General features: G+C 54.5%; 16 protein-coding genes and 1 pseudogene. 7 read left to right on the top strand and 10 right to left on the bottom strand.

Features of this window, described 5'->3' with window-relative positions:
• Window positions 1-24 precede the first annotated feature (24 nt).
• Both M987_RS17275 and M987_RS17280 read right to left on the bottom strand, forming a co-directional pair.
• Window positions 25-606: a cytochrome b/b6 domain-containing protein gene (locus M987_RS17275; protein WP_014070397.1), complete on the bottom strand. Its 582-nt coding sequence runs from the start codon at window positions 604-606 to the stop codon at window positions 25-27.
• A gap of 110 nt (window positions 607-716) precedes the next feature.
• The gene (locus M987_RS17280) at window positions 717-968 is read right to left on the bottom strand and encodes a hypothetical protein (RefSeq protein WP_128738902.1); all 252 of its coding nucleotides are present in this window, start codon (window positions 966-968) and stop codon (window positions 717-719) included.
• Between the two features lie 237 nt (window positions 969-1,205).
• Here M987_RS17280 and M987_RS17285 point away from each other — a divergent pair, with 237 nt between their 5' ends.
• The 5 genes from M987_RS17285 (at window position 1,206) to M987_RS17305 (ending at window position 7,754) form a co-directional block, all read left to right on the top strand.
• Entirely contained in the window at window positions 1,206-2,129 is a 924-nt protein-coding gene (locus M987_RS17285; RefSeq protein WP_014070398.1) for an aminoimidazole riboside kinase, read from the top strand.
• A 165-nt stretch (window positions 2,130-2,294) separates the two neighbouring features.
• Window positions 2,295-3,812, top strand: a complete 1,518-nt coding sequence (locus M987_RS17290; RefSeq protein ID WP_014070399.1) for a carbohydrate porin — start codon at window positions 2,295-2,297, stop codon at window positions 3,810-3,812.
• A gap of 136 nt (window positions 3,813-3,948) precedes the next feature.
• Entirely contained in the window at window positions 3,949-5,319 is a 1,371-nt protein-coding gene (locus M987_RS17295) for a sucrose-specific PTS transporter subunit IIBC (protein WP_014070400.1), read from the top strand.
• Complete coding sequence (locus M987_RS17300; RefSeq protein WP_014070401.1) at window positions 5,319-6,719, top strand: sucrose-6-phosphate hydrolase; 1,401 nt, start codon at window positions 5,319-5,321, stop codon at window positions 6,717-6,719. Before M987_RS17295 ends, M987_RS17300 begins: the two co-directional genes overlap by 1 nt.
• Window positions 6,720-6,749: 30 nt before the next feature.
• Entirely contained in the window at window positions 6,750-7,754 is a 1,005-nt protein-coding gene (locus M987_RS17305) for a LacI family DNA-binding transcriptional regulator (RefSeq protein ID WP_014070402.1), read from the top strand.
• Window positions 7,755-7,801: 47 nt separating this feature from the next.
• Here the strand turns inward: M987_RS17305 and M987_RS17310 are convergent, their stop codons facing one another.
• Window positions 7,802-9,127, bottom strand: coding sequence for a 2-hydroxycarboxylate transporter family protein (locus M987_RS17310; RefSeq protein WP_014070403.1), 1,326 nt, complete (start codon window positions 9,125-9,127; stop codon window positions 7,802-7,804).
• 447 nt (window positions 9,128-9,574) lie between these two features.
• Here M987_RS17310 and M987_RS17315 point away from each other — a divergent pair, with 447 nt between their 5' ends.
• Window positions 9,575-10,522: an AEC family transporter gene (locus M987_RS17315; protein ID WP_014070404.1), complete on the top strand. Its 948-nt coding sequence runs from the start codon at window positions 9,575-9,577 to the stop codon at window positions 10,520-10,522.
• A gap of 34 nt (window positions 10,523-10,556) precedes the next feature.
• On the top strand, window positions 10,557-12,242 hold the full coding sequence (locus tag M987_RS17320; RefSeq protein ID WP_014070405.1) for an NAD-dependent malic enzyme: 1,686 nt from the start codon (window positions 10,557-10,559) through the stop codon (window positions 12,240-12,242).
• Window positions 12,243-12,284: 42 nt separating this feature from the next.
• Here M987_RS17320 and pptA read toward each other — a convergent pair whose 3' ends face one another.
• The 7 genes and pseudogenes from pptA to M987_RS25075 all read right to left on the bottom strand — a co-directional run bounded on the left by pptA (window position 12,285) and on the right by M987_RS25075 (window position 18,581).
• A complete protein-coding gene (pptA, locus tag M987_RS17325) occupies window positions 12,285-12,515 on the bottom strand; it encodes a tautomerase PptA (protein WP_014070406.1) in 231 nt (76 codons plus the stop codon).
• Between the two features lie 37 nt (window positions 12,516-12,552).
• Entirely contained in the window at window positions 12,553-13,170 is a 618-nt protein-coding gene (locus M987_RS17330) for a glutathione S-transferase family protein (RefSeq protein WP_014070407.1), read from the bottom strand.
• Between the two features lie 39 nt (window positions 13,171-13,209).
• Window positions 13,210-14,097, bottom strand: coding sequence for a transporter substrate-binding domain-containing protein (locus tag M987_RS17335; protein ID WP_014070408.1), 888 nt, complete (start codon window positions 14,095-14,097; stop codon window positions 13,210-13,212).
• Window positions 14,098-14,106: 9 nt separating this feature from the next.
• Complete coding sequence (locus M987_RS17340) at window positions 14,107-14,880, bottom strand: amino acid ABC transporter ATP-binding protein (protein WP_014070409.1); 774 nt, start codon at window positions 14,878-14,880, stop codon at window positions 14,107-14,109.
• Complete coding sequence (locus M987_RS17345; RefSeq protein WP_014070410.1) at window positions 14,864-15,790, bottom strand: amino acid ABC transporter permease; 927 nt, start codon at window positions 15,788-15,790, stop codon at window positions 14,864-14,866. The genes M987_RS17340 and M987_RS17345 overlap by 17 nt, the downstream gene beginning before the upstream one ends.
• A 9-nt stretch (window positions 15,791-15,799) precedes the next feature.
• Window positions 15,800-16,309 carry a GNAT family N-acetyltransferase gene (locus tag M987_RS17350; RefSeq protein WP_014070411.1) on the bottom strand — a complete coding sequence of 170 codons (510 nt, stop codon included), beginning with the start codon at window positions 16,307-16,309 and terminating at the stop codon, window positions 15,800-15,802.
• Window positions 16,310-16,318: 9 nt separating this feature from the next.
• Window positions 16,319-18,581: pseudogene (locus M987_RS25075) on the bottom strand (NtaA/DmoA family FMN-dependent monooxygenase).
• Between the last annotated feature and the right edge of the window lies 1 nt (window position 18,582).

Below are 18,582 nucleotides of genomic sequence, written 5' to 3' on the forward strand. Positions count from 1 at the left end.
CTTATTCTCATCAGCACAAACGTTTTATTCGATAACGGGACTTTTCCTTTGACTGCGGATGGTGAGAAATATATGAAGCAAACCCATCGCCCCATGTGCCCAGAAATACGTCTCAATAAATACCGTCAGAAACTTGTGTAAATGCAGAGTGCTTTCTGCCAGGGCAGATGATGGTCCGTAAATGGTCTCCAGTGCAAACCAGGTTCCACCGCACACTGCAACCCCCAACAGTGACAGCACACCAAGCCCCTGGATCAACGCCGCTATGCCACCAGCATGGGCTTCAGGAAGACGGAATGAAAATAGCATTTTCACGTCTTCAATTATCCCCCGAAAATCAAGGGCCAACCAGGCAAAATAGTAACGAAACCCTCGGTTCTTCAGCATCCATCCAAGCATAACGACACCAAGGACAATCAGTGCCAGTCCAGAGATGACATGGAACCATGTGACGAAGCCGGTCAGTGAATCATCGCTAAGCACCTCACTTTCAGTAAGATTCGAATTAATGATCTGCAACAAAACCAGGACAGCAACGATAATGTGCAGTACACGAAGAAAGGGAGTGTCTTTGTACGGAAGTGCATTTCGTAATTTTCGTTTCATATTTTTTTCTCCCAACGGGAACACCGTTAACACCACAATTATCCCATTCGGGCAGTGACGCGGAGCCATCGTCAGCATGACAATATTGTCATGCTGACGGCGTTCTGTTGTTACTGGCTGTCCTGCTGCGGGCGTTTACGCCATTCCAGCAGCGAAAGCCCTCCGACCAGGACCACGATAATGATGCTGAAAATCAGGCTGGTTGCGGTTGCCCCCAGGCCAAAACCGCCGTTCTCGGCTGGCAGAGAGAGCAGATCACCCCAGCAGCGCCAAACGGACGGGTAAGGATATAGGCCATCCAGAAACACAACACCCGGTTGGCTCGCAGGACAAAACACGCCACCGCAATCATGGCAATCCACATCCTGAATAGAGATGCGGCCAGTTTAGCGGGTACCGATCGACAGAAAGGGAGTAGGCAGATTACAAATCTGTCATGTAAACCATCATAACGTGAGTTGTATAACCGGCATTCATCGGTGCATTTTTGCCCCTGACCCCGCACTTTTCGGCTCGCGGCATTTCACTTACTTTACCCCTGTGCTTTAATAAGCTAAACCGGTTTAATTAAGTTTAGCATTGAGAGGGGAAATACCAACATGAATGCAAAAGTTTGGGTTCTGGGCGATGCGGTGGTAGACCTGCTGCCGGAAAGTGAGGGCCGTCTACTACAGTGTCCCGGCGGCGCGCCGGCTAACGTGGCGGTAGGCGTTGCTCGCCTTGGCGGCAACAGCGGGTTTATCGGGCGCGTCGGCGACGATCCCTTTGGTCGTTTTATGCGCCATACCCTGCAACAGGAGCAGGTCGACATCAGCCACATGCGCCTTGATGGCCAGCATCGCACCTCCACCGTCGTTGTCGACCTTGACGAGCAGGGCGAGCGACATTTTACCTTTATGGTGCGTCCCAGTGCGGATCTGTACCTGGAAGAAGAAGACCTGCCGGCGTTTGCCGCCAATCAGTGGCTGCACGTCTGCTCTATTGCTCTTAGCGCCGAACCCAGCCGCAGTACGACGTTTGCCGCAATGGAAAAAATCAAACGTGCCGGTGGCCGGGTGAGCTTTGACCCTAATATCCGCCTGGATCTCTGGCAAGATCAGAACCAGTTGCACACTTGTCTCGACCGCGCCCTGCGTCTGGCGGACGTGGTGAAACTGTCCGAAGAAGAGCTGATACTCATCAGCGACAGTAATGATATCGCGCAGGGGATCGCCGTCATCACTGAGCGTTATCAGCCTGAATTACTGCTGGTGACTCAGGGTAAAGCGGGCGTCATCGCCGCATTCCAGCAGCAGTTTACCCATTTCAGCGCTAAACCGGTTGCCAGCGTGGATACCACCGGTGCGGGCGATGCGTTTGTCGCCGGACTGCTCGCCAGCCTTGCTGCCAACGGGATGCCGACGGATATCAATGCCCTGGAGCCAACGCTCACTCTGGCGCAAACCTGCGGCGCCCTGGCAACCCTGGCGAAAGGCGCGATGACTGCCCTTCCATACCAGCGCGATCTACAACGCCAGATTTGATCCTAAATACCGTCGTGCGCGGTCCACTTTGTTGCATCCATCACACTTATTAAACCGGTTTAGCAAAATCAATTTCAAAATGTTAAATGTCATGCTTAACATAGCAACTAAACCGGTTTAGCAAAAACACACAATTTTAAATTTTCCTTTTGGGATGCAATCAATATGTTCAGAAAAAGCACACTTGCGGTTCTTATCGCTTTGCTAACCGGCGCCGCCTCAGCCCATGCACAAACGGATCTCAGCAGTATTGAAGCCCGTTTAATTGCGCTGGAAAAACGCCTTCAGGATGCAGAAAACAGAGCGCAAACGGCAGAAACCCGCGCAGAGTCGGCAGAGAAGAAAGTCCAACAGCTCACGACACAGCAACAAAAAACCCAGGACAGCACCCAGGAAGTGGCTCAGCGTACCGCCAAACTGGAGAAAAAAGCCGATGAAAAAAGCGGGTTTGAATTCCACGGCTATGCCCGCTCCGGCGTGATAATGAATGACTCCGGTGCCAGCACCAAATCCGGAGCCTACATGACGCCAGCAGGGGAAACCGGCGGGGCTATTGGCCGTCTGGGAAACCAGGCCGATACCTATGTTGAAATGAATCTTGAACATAAGCAGACCCTGGAAAACGGGGCAACGACCCGCTTCAAAGTCATGGTTGCCGACGGTCAAACCACTTATAACGACTGGACGGCAAGCACCAGTGATTTGAACGTTCGTCAGGCCTTTGTTGAACTGGGCAACCTGCCTACCTTCGAAGGAGCGTTTAAAGGCTCCACCCTGTGGGCCGGGAAACGCTTTGACCGGGATAACTTTGACATTCACTGGATCGACTCGGATGTCGTGTTCCTCGCCGGTACCGGCGGCGGTATTTACGATGTCAGATGGAACGACAGCGTTCGGAGTAACTTCTCTCTTTACGGGCGTAACTTCGGCGATATCGCTGATACGAGCAACAGCGTGCAGAACTACATCGTCAGCATGAACAACTTCATCGGCCCGGTGCAGGTGATGGTCAGCGGGATGCGGGCAAAAGACAACGACGAACGCCAGGATACCAACGGTAATCCGGTCAAAGGCGATGCGGCAAATACCGGTGTGCATACCCTGCTCGGTTTACACAACGACAGTTTCTACGGCCTGCGTGAGGGTAGCAGCAAAACCGCCCTGCTCTACGGTCACGGCCTGGGTGCAGAAGTTAAAGGTATCGGGTCTGACGGCGCACTTCGCTCGGGAGCCAACACCTGGCGTTTCGCCAGCTACGGCACCACGCCGCTTAGCAAAAACTGGTTCATTGCCCCGGCGATACTGGCGCAAACCAGTAAAGACCGTTATGTCGATGGCGACAGCTATCAGTGGGCAACGCTCAACATGCGCCTGATCCAGGAGATCAATCAGAACTTCGCCCTCGCTTATGAAGGCAGCTACCAGTATATGGATCTCAAACCCGAAGGTTATAACGATCGTCATGCAGTAAACGGTAGCTTCTACAAGCTTACCTTCGCCCCGACCTTTAAGGTTGGCGACATCGGTGATTTCTTCAGTCGTCCTGAAATCCGTCTTTACACCTCATGGATGGACTGGAGCAAAAAACTGAATAACTACGCCAGCGATGACGCGCTGGGCAGCAGTGGTTTTAAATCGGGCGGCGAATGGTCGTTCGGTATGCAGATGGAAACCTGGTTTTGACGGTTAATATCTGACGACAGTAACCACCGGGGCGACTACGTGCCTTTCGTCGCCCCGGACACAATAACGATGAAGAGACTGCGCCCCCTTATCACGGGACGACAACTCGAAAAACAATACGCATTCAGAGGGTACTATGGATTTTGAACAAATTTCCCACTCGCTACTTCCGCTTTTGGGAGGCAAGGAAAATATCGCCAGCGCCGCACACTGCGCCACACGCCTGCGCCTGGTACTGGTCGATGATTCACTGGCCGATCAGCAGGCCATCGGCAAAATTGATGGGGTTAAGGGCTGTTTCCGTAACGCCGGACAGATGCAGATTATCTTCGGCACCGGGGTGGTGAACAAAGTCTACGCCGCCTTTATCCAGGCTGCAGGGATTGGAGAATCCAGCAAATCGGAAGCTGCCGACATTGCGGCGAAAAAACTGAATCCTTTCCAGCGCATCGCCCGCCTGTTATCGAACATCTTTGTGCCAATCATCCCGGCTATCGTCGCCTCCGGCCTGTTGATGGGCCTGCTGGGGATGGTCAAAACATACGGCTGGGTCGACCCGGGTAACGCCATCTACATCATGCTGGATATGTGCAGCTCGGCGGCGTTTATTATTCTGCCGATCCTGATTGGCTTCACCGCTGCCCGTGAATTCGGCGGTAATCCTTATCTTGGTGCGACGCTTGGCGGCATCCTGACTCACCCGGCGCTCACCAACGCCTGGGGTGTGGCCGCGGGTTTCCACACCATGAACTTTTTCGGCCTTGAGATTGCGATGATCGGCTATCAGGGCACGGTGTTCCCGGTGCTGCTGGCAGTGTGGTTTATGAGCATCGTTGAGAAACAGCTGCGTCGTGTGATCCCCGATGCGCTGGATCTGATCCTGACGCCATTCCTGACGGTGATCATTTCCGGTTTTATCGCCCTGCTGATTATCGGCCCGGCCGGTCGCGCGCTTGGCGACGGTATTTCGTTCGTCCTTAGCACCCTGATAACCCACGCCGGTTGGCTGGCCGGACTGCTGTTTGGCGGCCTCTATTCGGTTATCGTCATTACCGGTATTCACCACAGCTTCCATGCCATCGAGGCCGGACTGCTGGGTAACCCGTCCATCGGGGTTAACTTCCTGCTGCCGATTTGGGCGATGGCTAACGTTGCCCAGGGCGGAGCCTGTCTGGCGGTGTGGTTTAAAACGAAAGATGCAAAAATCAAAGCCATTACCCTGCCCTCAGCGTTTTCTGCCATGCTGGGCATCACCGAAGCGGCGATTTTTGGTATTAACTTACGCTTTGTAAAACCGTTTATCGCCGCCCTGATTGGCGGTGCGGTGGGCGGCGCGTGGGTGGTATCCATGCATGTTTACATGACAGCGGTAGGCCTGACGGCTATCCCTGGCATGGCTATCGTTCAGGCCAGCTCGCTGCTGAACTACATTATCGGGATGGTTATCGCCTTTGGCGTGGCCTTTGTCGTCTCCCTGGTACTGAAATACAAAACGGACGCTGAATAATGTCACTTCCATCACGCCTGCCTGCGATTTTGCAGGCCGTTATGCAGGGCCAGCCGCGCGCGCTGGCCGACAGCCACTATCCCCACTGGCATCATGCGCCGGTAACCGGGCTGATGAACGATCCCAACGGCTTTGTTGAATTTGCCGGACGTTATCACCTGTTCTATCAGTGGAACCCGCTCGCCTGCGATCATAAGTTCAAGTGCTGGGGGCACTGGAGCTCTGCTGACCTGCTGCACTGGCAACATGAGCCTATCGCACTCATGCCGGATGAAGAGTATGACCGCAAAGGCTGCTACTCCGGCAGCGCCGTGGATAGTCAGGGCACGCTCACCCTGTGCTATACCGGTAACGTCAAATTTGACGACGGCAGCCGAACCGCGTGGCAGTGCCTGGCGACAGAAAATGCCGACGGCACATTTACGAAACTCGGCCCGGTATTACCGCTGCCGGAAGGCTATACCGGCCACGTGCGCGACCCGAAAGTCTGGCAGCATGAAGGCCGCTGGTACATGGTGCTTGGCGCACAGGATTTGCAAAAGCGCGGCAAGGTGCTGTTATTCAGCTCTGCTGACTTGCATCAGTGGAATAATGAAGGCGAAATCGCGGGTTACGCTATCAACGGCCTGGTCGACGCGGGTTATATGTGGGAGTGCCCGGACCTGTTTGCGCTCGGTGACCAGCATATCCTGATTTGCTGCCCGCAGGGCGTGCCTCGTGAGAAAGAGCGCTATCTCAACACCTACCCGGCAGTGTGGATGAGCGGCGATTTCGACTACGAACGCGCAGCGTTCAAACACGGCGAACTGCACGAACTGGACGCCGGGTTTGAGTTTTACGCCCCACAAACCATGCAGACCAGCGACGGCCGCCGCCTGCTGGTCGGCTGGATGGGCGTGCCGGACGGCGAAGAGATGCTTCAGCCGACGCTGGCTAACGGCTGGATCCATCAGATGACCTGCCTGCGCGAGCTGGAGTTTATCGACGGTCAGCTCTGGCAGCGCCCGCTGCGTGAACTCACCGCCCTGCGTGGCGACGCGCACAGCTGGCAGAACAGTGCCCTGCCGCTGGAACCGATGGAGATATCCCTGGAAACCGCCCGTGACAACGCGTTACGCATCGATTTTGGTGGCGCGCTCACCCTCGAGCGCGATGCCAGCGGCATTCGCCTGGCGAGACGCAGCCTTGCTAAAGACGAAACACACTATCGCTACTGGCGCGGCGAGGTTCGCTCGCTGCGGATTTTTATCGACCAGTCGAGCGTGGAGATCTTCATCAACGACGGCGAAGGTGTCATGAGCAGCCGCTACTTCCCGGACTATCCGGCACAGCTAATGCTCTCCGGGATCACGCCTGAAGCATTCTGCTACTGGCCGCTGCGACGATGCATGGTAGAATAAGCGTTTTGATTTCAGGCTCATGGCGTCGTAATGAAAACCAAACGCGTAACCATTAAAGATATTGCCGAACTGGCTGGCGTGTCCAAAGCAACCGCCAGCCTGGTGATGAGCGGGCGTGGCAAGGAGTTGCGCGTGGCGCAGGAAACTCGTGAGCGCGTGCTGGCGATTGCCCGTGAGCATCATTATCAGCCGAGCATTCATGCCCGCTCGTTGCGCGATAACCGCAGCCACACCGTCGGGCTGGTGGTGCCGGAGATCACCAACTACGGTTTTGCCGTCTTTTCCCACGAGCTTGAAACGCTGTGCCGCGAGGCCGGTGTTCAGCTGCTTATCTCCTGTACTGATGAAAACCCCAGTCAGGAGAACATGGTGGTGAATAATATGATTGCCCGTCAGGTTGACGGGCTGATCGTTGCTTCCTGTATGCATAATGATGCCGACTATCTGAAGCTCAGCAACCAGCTGCCGGTGGTGCTGTTTGACCGCTGCCCTAATGAAAGCGCCCTGCCACTGGTCATGACCGATTCGATTACTCCGACGGCAGATCTGATTTCCCGTATCGCGCCTTCCCATAGCGATGAGTTCTGGTTTTTAGGCGGCCAACCGCGGCTATCGCCGTCACGCGACCGACTGGCCGGGTTTACGCAGGGTCTGGCCCAGGCGGGTATCGAACTGCACCCGGAATGGGTGATCAACGGTAACTATCATCCCAGCTCCGGCTACGAGATGTTCGCCGCCCTTTGCGCCCGTCTCGGCCGACCGCCAAAGGCGCTGTTTACCGCCGCCTGTGGGCTGCTGGAAGGGGTGCTGCGCTATATGAGCCAGCACAATTTGCTCGATTCCGATATTCATCTGGCGAGCTTCGACGATCACTATCTCTATGATTCGCTGTCGCTGCGTATTGATACCGTGCAGCAGGACAACCGTCAGTTGGCCTGGCACTGCTACGACCTGATAACCCAGTTGATTGATGGCAATACGCCGGAGCCGCTACAGCGCTACCTGCCTGCGACGCTGCAAATCCGCCATCGTTGAATTCAGTTCAGCAAGCCGGGTGTCTACCCGGCTTACCTCCGTCAACACTACATTATCCATCCCAGCAGCAGCGTGGCGAAAATCACCGTCGATGCGCCGCCAATACGGGTGGCAATCTGCGCGAACGGCATGAGCGACATACGGTTAGAGGCGGACAAAATCGCCACATCCCCTGTTCCGCCCAGGCCGCTGTGGCAGCAGGTCACAATTGCCGCTTCAACCGGGTACATGTTCAGCCGCGAAGCAATAAAATACCCGCTTAACGCCATCGCTATCACAATCGAGCCGCACACGACCACGTACCCCACGGAAAAGACCGACACCACGCTTTCCAGCGGAACATACAACATGCCCAGACCAATCATCAGCGGCCACACCAGCGCTGCGGACACAAACTTATAGCAACTGTGCGCCCCCTGCTCCATGGAGTCCGGGATCAGCCGGAAGTACTTGCACAGCACGGCAATCAGGATCATCAGCACCGGGCCTGGAATATGCACCAGCTTTTCAAACAATCCCCCCACAATGAAGAACGCGCATACCATCAGCAGGCCGCCACCCATCAGGTGAAAATCGGTCGGCTGCACATGCTGCGCACCCGCGAACAGGTTATCCTCACTTTTGCCGCGGGTTAACATGCCATTCCCTGAAAGCGAGGGCCGTTTCGCCCCCAGACGCGCAAAGACGCCTGCGCAGATAATCGCAAAGATATTCCCCACCACAGCGGCCGGTGCCAGCTGCGCAACATAGACGTCCGGTGTTTGCCCCAGTATTGCCGAATACGCCAGTGACAGCGGCAAAATCCCCTCGCCAATTCCACCGCCGATAATCGGAACGATAATGAAAAAGAACGTGTGATACGGCGTAAAGCCGAACAGTGAGCCGACGATTAACCCACTGAGCACGGCCATCAGTGTGCCGACCACCAGCGGAACGAACATGCGGATCATCCCCTGGATCAGCAGAATACGGTTCATCCCCAGAATGCTGCCCACCACCAGACAGGCGATCACAAAATAGAGCAGGTTCGCCTCTTTCATCAGCAGGTGTACGGTATCCAGCGTATGTTTCTGGAACACCCCGAAATAAACCAGTATCGATGGCACCATCAGGCACAGGATCGCCGGGCCACCGATATCTTTCAGCACCGGGATTTGCCGGCCGATTTTGGCAAACGCAAAACCGAGCGTCATGATCACCGCCAGCCCGCCAATCATATTTTTCGGTAACAGGCCCGCCCACGCGGAAATGGCCACGATAGAGGCTATGCCCACAAACAAGATCAACGGCACAGCCCCAACCTCAGCATTGTTCAGGCTGATGGTAAAACGCGGTGATGCCGCCGGAGAAGGATGTACAGGATTATCTTTCATATAATCACCTGATTAGTCAGTTCGGATAAACAGAGAAAAAGAATAACGTGATGTTATTCATCAGATTTAAAACGTTCTAAAAAGAAAAAATGTATTAAGGCCTTTTATAAACCAGGCTCAGGGTGAAAATATCATGGGCAAATTCAGTAAAACAGATCGCCTGACAACATGATTGATGGAAATGTGAGCAGCATGGTAATTCCATTTTAAATAACTTAAATCATCATTACGTAACTAAAGTTACTGACGATTCTGTTTTTTATAAATTACTGCGTTTTTCTTGTCATTCATCAATATATGAATGCACACAGCCTTATCAAACTAAAACAACCATTTTGAAATTAATAAAACCAGATAGAGTGTGACCGTTATCACTCCTGCCCTGTTTGCTAACCGCTAGATTAGCGCATCAACAATACCCATAAAATGTACTCGACAGGATATCTTATGCCCTCATTATTATTACAGTCCCTGTTTCCACTCGTCTTTATTATGCTATTAGGGTGGTTAAGCGGAAAACTTGGTTATACCCGGCGTGAAGATGCTAACGTTCTGGCAACCGTAGTCATTCGCTTCGCCCTTCCTTTTCATCTTTTTATTGGCGCGTTAAATACTGACCCCAATAAAATTAAGAACCTGACATTTATGGCCGTACTGGTTGTTGGCCTGATGGGTTCTTATTTGTTGACATTGTTTATTTCACGCTTTGTTTTTCGTCATGATATTAAAACCAGTGCCATTCAGTCACTGGTGTGCGCCTTCCCGGATATGGCCTATTTTGGTGCCCCGGTTCTGGCGGTATTGATTGGCCCGGAAGGATTTATCGGTGTGCTGATTGGCAACATCATTACCAGCGTCATCATGATCCCATTGACTATCGTATTGATTCGTATGGGAGATAAAAGTGGTGATGAGAGCCTCAACGCTCTGCATCCGGGTGCGATGGTGCTGCAAAACCTCATCAAAGCAGCCCGCAACCCCATCGTCTGGATCCCTGTTTCGGGCGTATTGCTAAGCCTGGCCGGGGTGCAAATACCGCATATTCTCAGTATGCCGATTGAAATGGTTGGCAAAGTGTCTGGCGGGCTTTCTCTGTTTGCCCTTGGGCTTCTTTTCTACGGTGAACGTCCAAAACTTAACGTACAGACCTTTACCAATATCAGCATTAAAAATCTTATTCAGCCAGCCATGATGGCAGCCGCCGGTCTGGCATTTGGGCTCAGCCATACGTTATTGCAGCAGGTCGTTATTATTGGCGCCACACCTTCAGCAATAGCCGCGGGAATGTTTGCATTGCGCAGCGACACCTATATTGATACGGCCTCTTCTTCGATATTGATTGGTACTGCCGTGGGTGTGCTGACTGAAGGCATTATGATTTATTTAATTTCTTAATCTGTTTTAATTTACATTCTTTCAGGAGTTACCCATGTCTCGCAAAGAAGTGCTTTACACACCGTATAACGGAGCCGTTTTGCTGGAAAATCCGCTGTTAAACAAGGGGCTGGCATTTATTAAAGAAGAACGTGACAATTTTAACCTGCACGGTTTATTACCGCACAATGTAGAAACTATCGAGGAACAGACCGAACGCGCCTGGGTGCAATTCTGTCATTTCAAGAGTGATATTTCCCGCCACGTGTATCTGAGAAATATCCAGGACACTAACGAGACATTATTTTACAACCTGTTGCGCTCGCACCTTAAAGAAACCTTACCCATTATCTATACACCAACCGTAGGTGAAGCGTGCGAACACTTCTCTACCATTTATCGCCGTGCGCGTGGTTTATTTATTTCATGGCCTAACCGCCACCGTATTGACGAGATGCTCCAGAGTTTTTCCCGCAATGATATCCGCGTCATTGTGGTCACCGACGGCGAACGTATTCTGGGTCTTGGGGATCAGGGGATCGGCGGCATGGGGATCCCGATTGGCAAGCTGTCTTTGTATACCGCCTGTGGCGGTGTGCACCCGGCCTCTACGCTACCGATTATGCTGGATGTCGGCACCAACAATCAGCAGCACCTTGATGACCCGATGTATATGGGCTGGCGCCATCCGCGTATCAGCGATGACCAGTACGCGGAATTTATGGACATGTTTATCAGCACCGTTAAAGCGCGCTGGCCGGATGTGCTGCTCCAGTTCGAGGATTTTGCCCAAAAGAACGCGACCAAACTGCTCCAGCGCTATCGCGACCAGCTTTGCTGTTTCAATGACGACATCCAGGGCACGGCAGCAGTGACTTCCGGCACGCTGATTGCCGCCGCTCACGCCGCGGGAACCCGCATTCGCGATCAGCGCGTCGTCTTTTTAGGCAGCGGCTCGGCGGGATGTGGCATCGCGGAAAAAATCGTGGCGCTGATGGTGGAAGACGGCCTGACCGAGACCGAAGCCCGCAGCAGGATCTTTATGGTCGATCGTTTTGGTCTGTTGACGGATGACATGACCAACCTGCTCGACTTCCAGAAAAACCTGCTTACGGCGCGGGAAAATATCCAGGGCTGGCAGGTTGAATCGAACAATATTTCGCTGCTGGAGGTGGTGAAAAATGCCAGACCAACGGTGATGATTGGGGTTTCAGGGCAGCCAGGGCTGTTCAGTGAAGAAATTGTCAAAGAGATGCATCGCCACTGCCCGCGTCCGATTATTATGCCGCTGTCTAACCCGACATCGCGTGCAGAAGCACAGCCGCAGGATCTGATTGAGTGGACGCAGGGTGCCGCCCTGATTGCCACCGGTAGTCCGTTCGCACCGGTGTTCTATCAAAACGAGCAGTATGAAATCGCCCAGTGCAACAACGCGTATATCTTCCCGGGCCTCGGTTTAGGCATCATGGCCTGTAACGCCCGCCGGGTTACGGAAGAGATGCTGATGACCGCCAGCCGCACGCTGGCCGCGCAGTCGCCGCTGGTCACCACCGAAAAAGGGGGTCTGCTGCCTCCAGTAGATCAGATTGAGTCGGTTTCCCGTACCATTGCGTTTGCCGTTGCGCGCACGGCTATTGACCAGGGGGTTGCACCCGCCGTCTCGGATGACGAATTAATGAAGCGTATTGAGAAGACCTGGTGGCAGGCGGATTACGCCCCGTATCGTCGCTCGGCGCTGTAACGTTATCGCCGGGTGGCTCTCATGCCTGCCCGGCAACAAAACTTACATCGAATAACCGGGTTTCTTAATCAACTCATCCATCTTTGGGCCAATTTCCGTGTCCCAGACCTGGGCTTTCCAGTCTTCCGGCTGTACCTGATTCAGGGCCACAGACACTGAGCTGTCTTTGCTGTCGAAATGGCGAATAATCACCTGAGCAATATCCTCCGCCAGCGCGGCTTTTTGTTCATCGTTTAAATCGCGAGGGAAACATTTGATATCTACGTGTGGCATGTGCAGGCTTCCAGTTGTGAGTTAGCGTTCCACGTTATCAGATAATTTCGTTCGCCTTTAACACCTTGTGCAGTTCTGGCAGCGCACACACGGCATCCGCAACGGCGGTGATCTTTGGCGTGTTGGCGGCAAACCACGCGTGCCGCGGCCCCCACGAGCGCATCACCGCAAGATAAACATCAATCAACGTCAGCTGTTCGCCAAAGGTATAGGGCGCAGGATTGAGCTGTTCTTCCAGCCACAGCCAGAGCGATTTTCGGTATTCAAGGCAGTTCTTCCTGAGCTGTTCCGGCGCATCAGGAACCCAGCGTTCGGGATAATCGGCGTAGGTGAAGGTGGGATAGACATTGGCCACCAGCCAGATAAGCAGGCGCTGAAACTGGCGGCGTTCAGGCTGGCCCACAGGCGGTGCGAGATCCGGACATCTGTCGAGCACCATCAGGGCGATGGCCGCTGTTTCCGTCATTACCTCCCCGTGCTCCAGCACCAGAGTTGGTACCTGGCACAACGGGTTAAGCGTTTCGAGTAAAGAACGCTGAGGCCCGGGTGCATCAAAACCGTCCACATTGACGAACTGATAAGGAATGTCGGCCAGGGTCAGCATCACTTCACTGATTGCCGAGCCCCAGCCGGGTACGCCATAGAGTTTCATCATGTTGCCCCTCAGGAATAAAACCCTAAGTGTAGAGCAGCATTAGTACGTTATCCCCGGCGGATTCACCTCTGATTGCGCCACCGCTTCGCCCTGCTCGCCCCAGCGCGCCAGCACCTTCTGGTACTCACCGCGCTGAATGGCGCCGTCCAGCGCCGCCTGTAGCGCATACACCAGCTCGTTGCCTTTTTTGGTGGTGGTGGCGACATAGGCTTTCTTCGGCCCTAAGCCCACTACGCGGGTTTTGCCGGTTAACGCGGCTTTATACGCCGACACGGACTGCGGGCCAAAAAAGACATCCGCTCTGCCAGACTGAATGTACAGATTGCCCGAAGCATCATCGGTCAGATACACCGGCAGCGCAGTTTCACGCCCGGCGCGTTTGTTCTCTTCATTCCAGCCGAGCAAAATACGCTCCTGGTTGGTCCCGGAGCCGACAATCACCTTTTTGCCCGCCAGATCGCCAGCGCTTTTTATCGACTGAACATCACTGGTGGATTTCACCGAAAAGGCCAGAGAGTCAATACGGTAGGTGGCAAAGTCAAACTTCTCTTTGCGCTGTTCGGTCACGGCGATATTCACCAGCGCCACGTCATAACGCCCGGAAGTGATCCCCAGCGGCCAGTCTTCCCAGGCGGTGGGCACCAGCTTCAGTTTTAGCCCCAGGCTGCCCGCCAGCAGCCGTGCGATATCCGGGTCGCTGCCGATACGCGTGCGGTTATCACTGGCAAGCAGCGCAAGCGGCGGTGAATTGAGCGCGGAAATCGCCACCGTCAGCGTGCCCGGCTCGACAAAATTATAGCCTTTTGGGATCTTTGCCACCGCCTGTTGATCCACCGTGACCGGCAGAGGCTGCTCATTGGCTTTTAAATCAATGCTGGCGTGGCTTGCGGTGGCCAGCACCAGGCCGGCCAGAACTCCATATTTCATCTGCACTCCTTACAGCACTTTTGACAGGAACTGGCGCGTTCGCGCGTGGGACGGGTGGTTTAATACTTCGTCGCTGCTGCCCTGCTCAACAATTTTGCCATCGACCATAAACACCACCTGATCCGCCACTTCGCGGGCAAAACCGATCTCGTGGGTTACCACCACCAGCGTTGTCCCGGAACGGGCCAGCTTTTTGATAACGTCGAGCACTTCGCCCACCAGCTCCGGGTCGAGCGCAGAAGTGGGCTCATCAAACAATATCACCCGTGGGCGCAGCGCCAGCGCGCGAGCAATGGCAATGCGCTGCTGCTGGCCGCCGGAGAGATGGCGCGACCAGGCATCGGCTTTATCGCGCAGTCCCACCACGTCCAGCAGCCCGTGCGCCCTTTCAATGGCCTCTTTGCTGCTTAATTGTTTGTGGGCAATCGGGGCTTCAATCAGGTTTTCCAGCACCGTCAGATGCGGGAACAGATTAAAGTTCTGGAACACGTAACCTACGTTGACGCGCTGCTTAAGGATCTCTTTTTCCTTGAGTTCATACAGCTTATCCCCCTGACGGCGGTAGCCAATGTAGTCCCCGTCTATCTGGATAAAGCCCTCATCCACCCGCTCCAGATGATTAATGGTGCGCAGCAGCGTGGATTTCCCGGAGCCGGATGGCCCGAGGATCACCGTGACGGAACCGGGTGGGATCTCGAGCGAGACGTTATCCAGCGCTTTATGGCGGCCAAAGAACTTACTGACGCCGGTAATCGAAATGTGTCCTTCAGGAGAGGCTTGCATGGACAGGCTCCTGTACTTGGGTGGTGGTCACGGAACGGGTACGGCTACTGGCACGGTTCTGATTCACCGCCGAACGGCGTTCGCTACGGGCAAGGCCGCGTTCCACTAAATGCTGAATGGCGGACAACACCGTGGTAATCACCAGATACCACACTGCGCCAACCATCAGCAGTGGGATCACCTCCTGGGTGCGGTTGTAGATCATCTGAATGGTGTAGAACAGCTCCGGCATCGCCAGCACGTAAACCATTGCGGTGCCCTTCGCGAGGCTGATGATTCCGTTGAACCCAGCAGGAAGAATGGTGCGCAGCGCCTGAGGCAGGATAATGCGCAGGGTACGGCGCCACGCGGGTAATCCCAGTGCGGCGGCCGCTTCATACTGGCCGTGATCGACGCCGAGGAAGCCACCGCGAATAATTTCAGCGGTGTAAGCACTCTGGACCAGCGTGAGCCCCACCACGGCGGTGGAAAATTGCCCGAGCACGTTGATGGTTTCAAAGCTTCCCCAGGTGATGCCAGTAAAGGGCACGCCGAGGGAAAGCGTGTCGTAAAGATACGAGAAGTTATAAAGGATGATCAGCACCACAATCAGCGGCAGCGAACGGAACAGCCAGATATAGCCCCAGGCCAGGCTGCTCAAGAGCCATGAAGATGACAGGCGTGCCAGCGCCAGCATCCCGCCGATAACTACGCTTAAGACGGTGCCAATCAGCGTCAGCAGTAGCGTCTGGCCTAACCCTTCCAGGATAACCGGATCAAAGAACCAGCGGGCAAACACCGCCCACTCCCAGCGCGGGTTAAAAGCCACGGACTGAATAACCACGGCCAGCACAAACAGCGCCGCCACAGCACCGACGGCGCGCAGCGGGTAACGCGCCGGGACCACCTTAATGTTTTCAACGTTTCTCATCGTCGTTCCTCATGCGGTTTTACTGAACGCTTCGCGTACCAGCGTTTTGGTGAATCGCAGTCGCCCGTCAAATGGGGGCTGGCTGTACTCTTCCGGGTCACGGTTAAGATCGAACTGCGGCTGATAGCCCTGGCTGATATAGAGCCTGACAGCCTCCGGCTGACGAAAACCGGTGGTGAGGTAAATCTGGCTATACCCCGCCAGCACCGCCCTGCGCTCCAGCTCTTGCACTACGCGGGCAGCGAGTCCCTGCTGGCGTAGCGCCTTATTGGTCCAGATGCGTTTGATCTCAGCGGTGCGTTCATCAAAGGGTTTGTAGGCCCCGGTGGCGATGATCTCGCCGTCACGCTCCAGCACGATAAACAGCCCCTGCGGCGCTAAGTACCACTCCGTCAGTTCCACTTCCGCGTCTTTTGAGAAATAGTCCCCGTAGCGGGCGGCGTATTCACCGAACAACCCATCAATGATGGGCTGAAGATCGGCGTCTTCCGGCGAAACATCGCGAAATTGTTCGCTCATACAGCCTCCTTAGTCACCCAGACCTGCCGGGTTCACTTCTGATTGCGGGATACGCTCAACCCCTTCGCCCCAGCGGTTCAGCACTTTGTCGTAGTCGCCGTTTTTAATCACGCCGTTAAGCGCGGTCTGCACCGGCTCCGCCAGACCACTGCCTTTTTTCAGCGTGACCGCGATATGCGCGGCCTTAGGCCATCCACCGTCTACGCTGCCCACCAGTTTGGTTTTCCCGGTTAATGCCGCTTTCCAGGCGCCAATCACGTTCGGTCCGAAGAAGGCATCAGCCCGCCCGGACTGAATCGCCAGGGTTTGCGCCGCATCGTCTTTGGTGTACACCGGGGTGAAAGGCTTAAGGCCTTTTTTGAGGTTTTCGGCGTTCCATGCCAGCAGGATCGATTCCTGATTGGTGCCAGAGCCGACAATAATGCGCAGCCCGGCGATATCTTCCGCTTTCTCGATAGACTTAATCGGGCTGGTGGATTTCACGTAGAAGCCCAGCGAATCTTTCCGGTAAGTCGCAAAATCAAACTTCTCTTTGCGCTCTTTAGTGACGGTGATGTTGCTGATTGCCGCATCGTATTTTCCAGACGCTACACCCAGCGGCCAGTCTTCCCAGGAGGTTGGCACCACGTTCAGCTCCAGCCCCAGACTGTCGGCCACCAGCCGCGCTACGTCCACTTCGCTGCCGAGCAGGGTTTTGTTGTCGTCAGAGAAAACCGTCAGCGGCGGCGAGTTAAGCGCAGCCACCGCAACGGTAAATTTACCCGGCACGGCGAAGCGATAATCTTTTGGCAACTGCGCCACGGCAGCGCTGTTTTTCGCCGTATTGACCGGGGCTTTATTGGCTTCCAGGCTCACGCCCGTGCCGTTAATATTCACATTTTCTGCCCAGACGGCAGGGGTCAAGGCCAGCGCAAGCGCCAGAATAAGCGATGTTTTCTGCATAGCGGGTTCTCTTTTATTGTTGTGTAAACTGATTTTCAGGTTGTGCTAATCCCAGGCTCTCGCGAAGCGTGGTGCCGGGGTATTCCGTGCGGAAAATACCGCGCGCCTGGAGTACCGGCACGACCTGCTCAACAAAGCGTGGGAAGGTATCCGGCGTACCGCCCTGAATGATGAATCCGTCAGCAGCAAAACCGTCGAACCACGCCTGAAGCCCGTCTGCCACCTGTTCCGGGGTACCGGAGAAGCGCGGGCGCGGCGAGGCGGCTTCCAGCGCCACCTGGCGCAGGGTTAAGTTGCGCTCCCGGGCATTACGCTTAATTTCATCCGTGGTACTGCGGAAACTGTTTTTACCTAAATCGCCAATATCGGGGAAAGATTCATCGAGCGGATATTGGCTGAAATCATGATGTTCAAAATAACGGCCGAGATAATTCAGGGCGTCTTTAACAGAAACCAGCGCGGCGGTGGTTTGATATTGGTTTTCCACATCATCAGCATCTTTTCCGACAATAACACTGACGCCCTGGAATATATGTAAGTCCGCAGCGCGGCGACCATGGTTTTCCAGCTGTTGTTTCACATCGTGATAAAAAGCCTGCGCCTCTTCTAATGATTCGTGGTGGGTAAAAATAGCGTCGGCATGTTTCGCCGCCAGTTTTTTCCCGTCATCGGAAGCGCCAGCCTGAAATACAATCGGTCGACCTTGTGGCGTGCGGCCAATATTCAGCGGCCCAGCCACCTTAAAGAAATCACCGTGGTGATCCAGGGTATGCAGCTTTTCAGAATCAAAGAACTGCCCCGTCTCTTTGTTACGCACAAAGGCATCACCTTCCCAGGAGTCCCACAACCCTTTCACCACGTCCAGATATTCATCGGCAATGCGGTAGCGCAGCGCGTGCTCCGGGTGTTTTTCGCGGGAGAAATTCTTCGCCGAGCCTTCCAGTGGCGAGGTTACTACGTTCCAGCCCGCCCGGCCGTTACTCAGATGATCCAGACTGGCAAACTGGCGTGCCACGGTAAAAGGTTCACTGTACGAGGTGGATAATGTTCCCACCAGCCCCAGACGCGTGGTGATGCTCGCCAGCGCGGATAATACGGTGAGCGGTTCAAAGCGATTTAAAAAATGCGGAATGGATTTTTCATTAATATAAAGGCCATCGGCGACAAATAAGAAGTCGAGCTTACCCTCCTCCGCTTTTAATGCCGTTTCTTTAACAAAGTTAAAATTAATACTGGCATCGGCGGCAGCCGCCGGATGACGCCACGCAGACATATTCCCGGATGCACCATGCAATATGGTTCCCAGCCGCAATTGTCGGGTTGCAGACATA

The organism is Enterobacter soli ATCC BAA-2102 (assembly GCF_001654845.1).
GTDB lineage: Bacteria > Pseudomonadota > Gammaproteobacteria > Enterobacterales > Enterobacteriaceae > Enterobacter > Enterobacter soli.

What these genes read in the sequence shown, in the direction of transcription:
- M987_RS17295 (WP_014070400.1), top strand. Translation starts at nt 3,949, where the DNA reads ATGGATTTTGAACAAATTTCCCACTCGCTACTTCCGCTTTTGGGAGGC.
- M987_RS17340 (WP_014070409.1), bottom strand. Translation starts at nt 14,880, where the DNA reads ATGCAAGCCTCTCCTGAAGGACACATTTCGATTACCGGCGTCAGTAAG.
- M987_RS17320 (WP_014070405.1), top strand. Translation starts at nt 10,557, where the DNA reads ATGTCTCGCAAAGAAGTGCTTTACACACCGTATAACGGAGCCGTTTTG.
- M987_RS17335 (WP_014070408.1), bottom strand. Translation starts at nt 14,097, where the DNA reads ATGAAATATGGAGTTCTGGCCGGCCTGGTGCTGGCCACCGCAAGCCAC.
- M987_RS17305 (WP_014070402.1), top strand. Translation starts at nt 6,750, where the DNA reads ATGAAAACCAAACGCGTAACCATTAAAGATATTGCCGAACTGGCTGGC.
- M987_RS17285 (WP_014070398.1), top strand. Translation starts at nt 1,206, where the DNA reads ATGAATGCAAAAGTTTGGGTTCTGGGCGATGCGGTGGTAGACCTGCTG.
- M987_RS17345 (WP_014070410.1), bottom strand. Translation starts at nt 15,790, where the DNA reads ATGAGAAACGTTGAAAACATTAAGGTGGTCCCGGCGCGTTACCCGCTG.
- M987_RS17300 (WP_014070401.1), top strand. Translation starts at nt 5,319, where the DNA reads ATGTCACTTCCATCACGCCTGCCTGCGATTTTGCAGGCCGTTATGCAG.
- M987_RS17290 (WP_014070399.1), top strand. Translation starts at nt 2,295, where the DNA reads ATGTTCAGAAAAAGCACACTTGCGGTTCTTATCGCTTTGCTAACCGGC.
- M987_RS17275 (WP_014070397.1), bottom strand. Translation starts at nt 606, where the DNA reads ATGAAACGAAAATTACGAAATGCACTTCCGTACAAAGACACTCCCTTT.
- M987_RS17315 (WP_014070404.1), top strand. Translation starts at nt 9,575, where the DNA reads ATGCCCTCATTATTATTACAGTCCCTGTTTCCACTCGTCTTTATTATG.
- pptA (WP_014070406.1), bottom strand. Translation starts at nt 12,515, where the DNA reads ATGCCACACGTAGATATCAAATGTTTCCCTCGCGATTTAAACGATGAA.
- M987_RS17330 (WP_014070407.1), bottom strand. Translation starts at nt 13,170, where the DNA reads ATGATGAAACTCTATGGCGTACCCGGCTGGGGCTCGGCAATCAGTGAA.
- M987_RS17310 (WP_014070403.1), bottom strand. Translation starts at nt 9,127, where the DNA reads ATGAAAGATAATCCTGTACATCCTTCTCCGGCGGCATCACCGCGTTTT.
- M987_RS17350 (WP_014070411.1), bottom strand. Translation starts at nt 16,309, where the DNA reads ATGAGCGAACAATTTCGCGATGTTTCGCCGGAAGACGCCGATCTTCAG.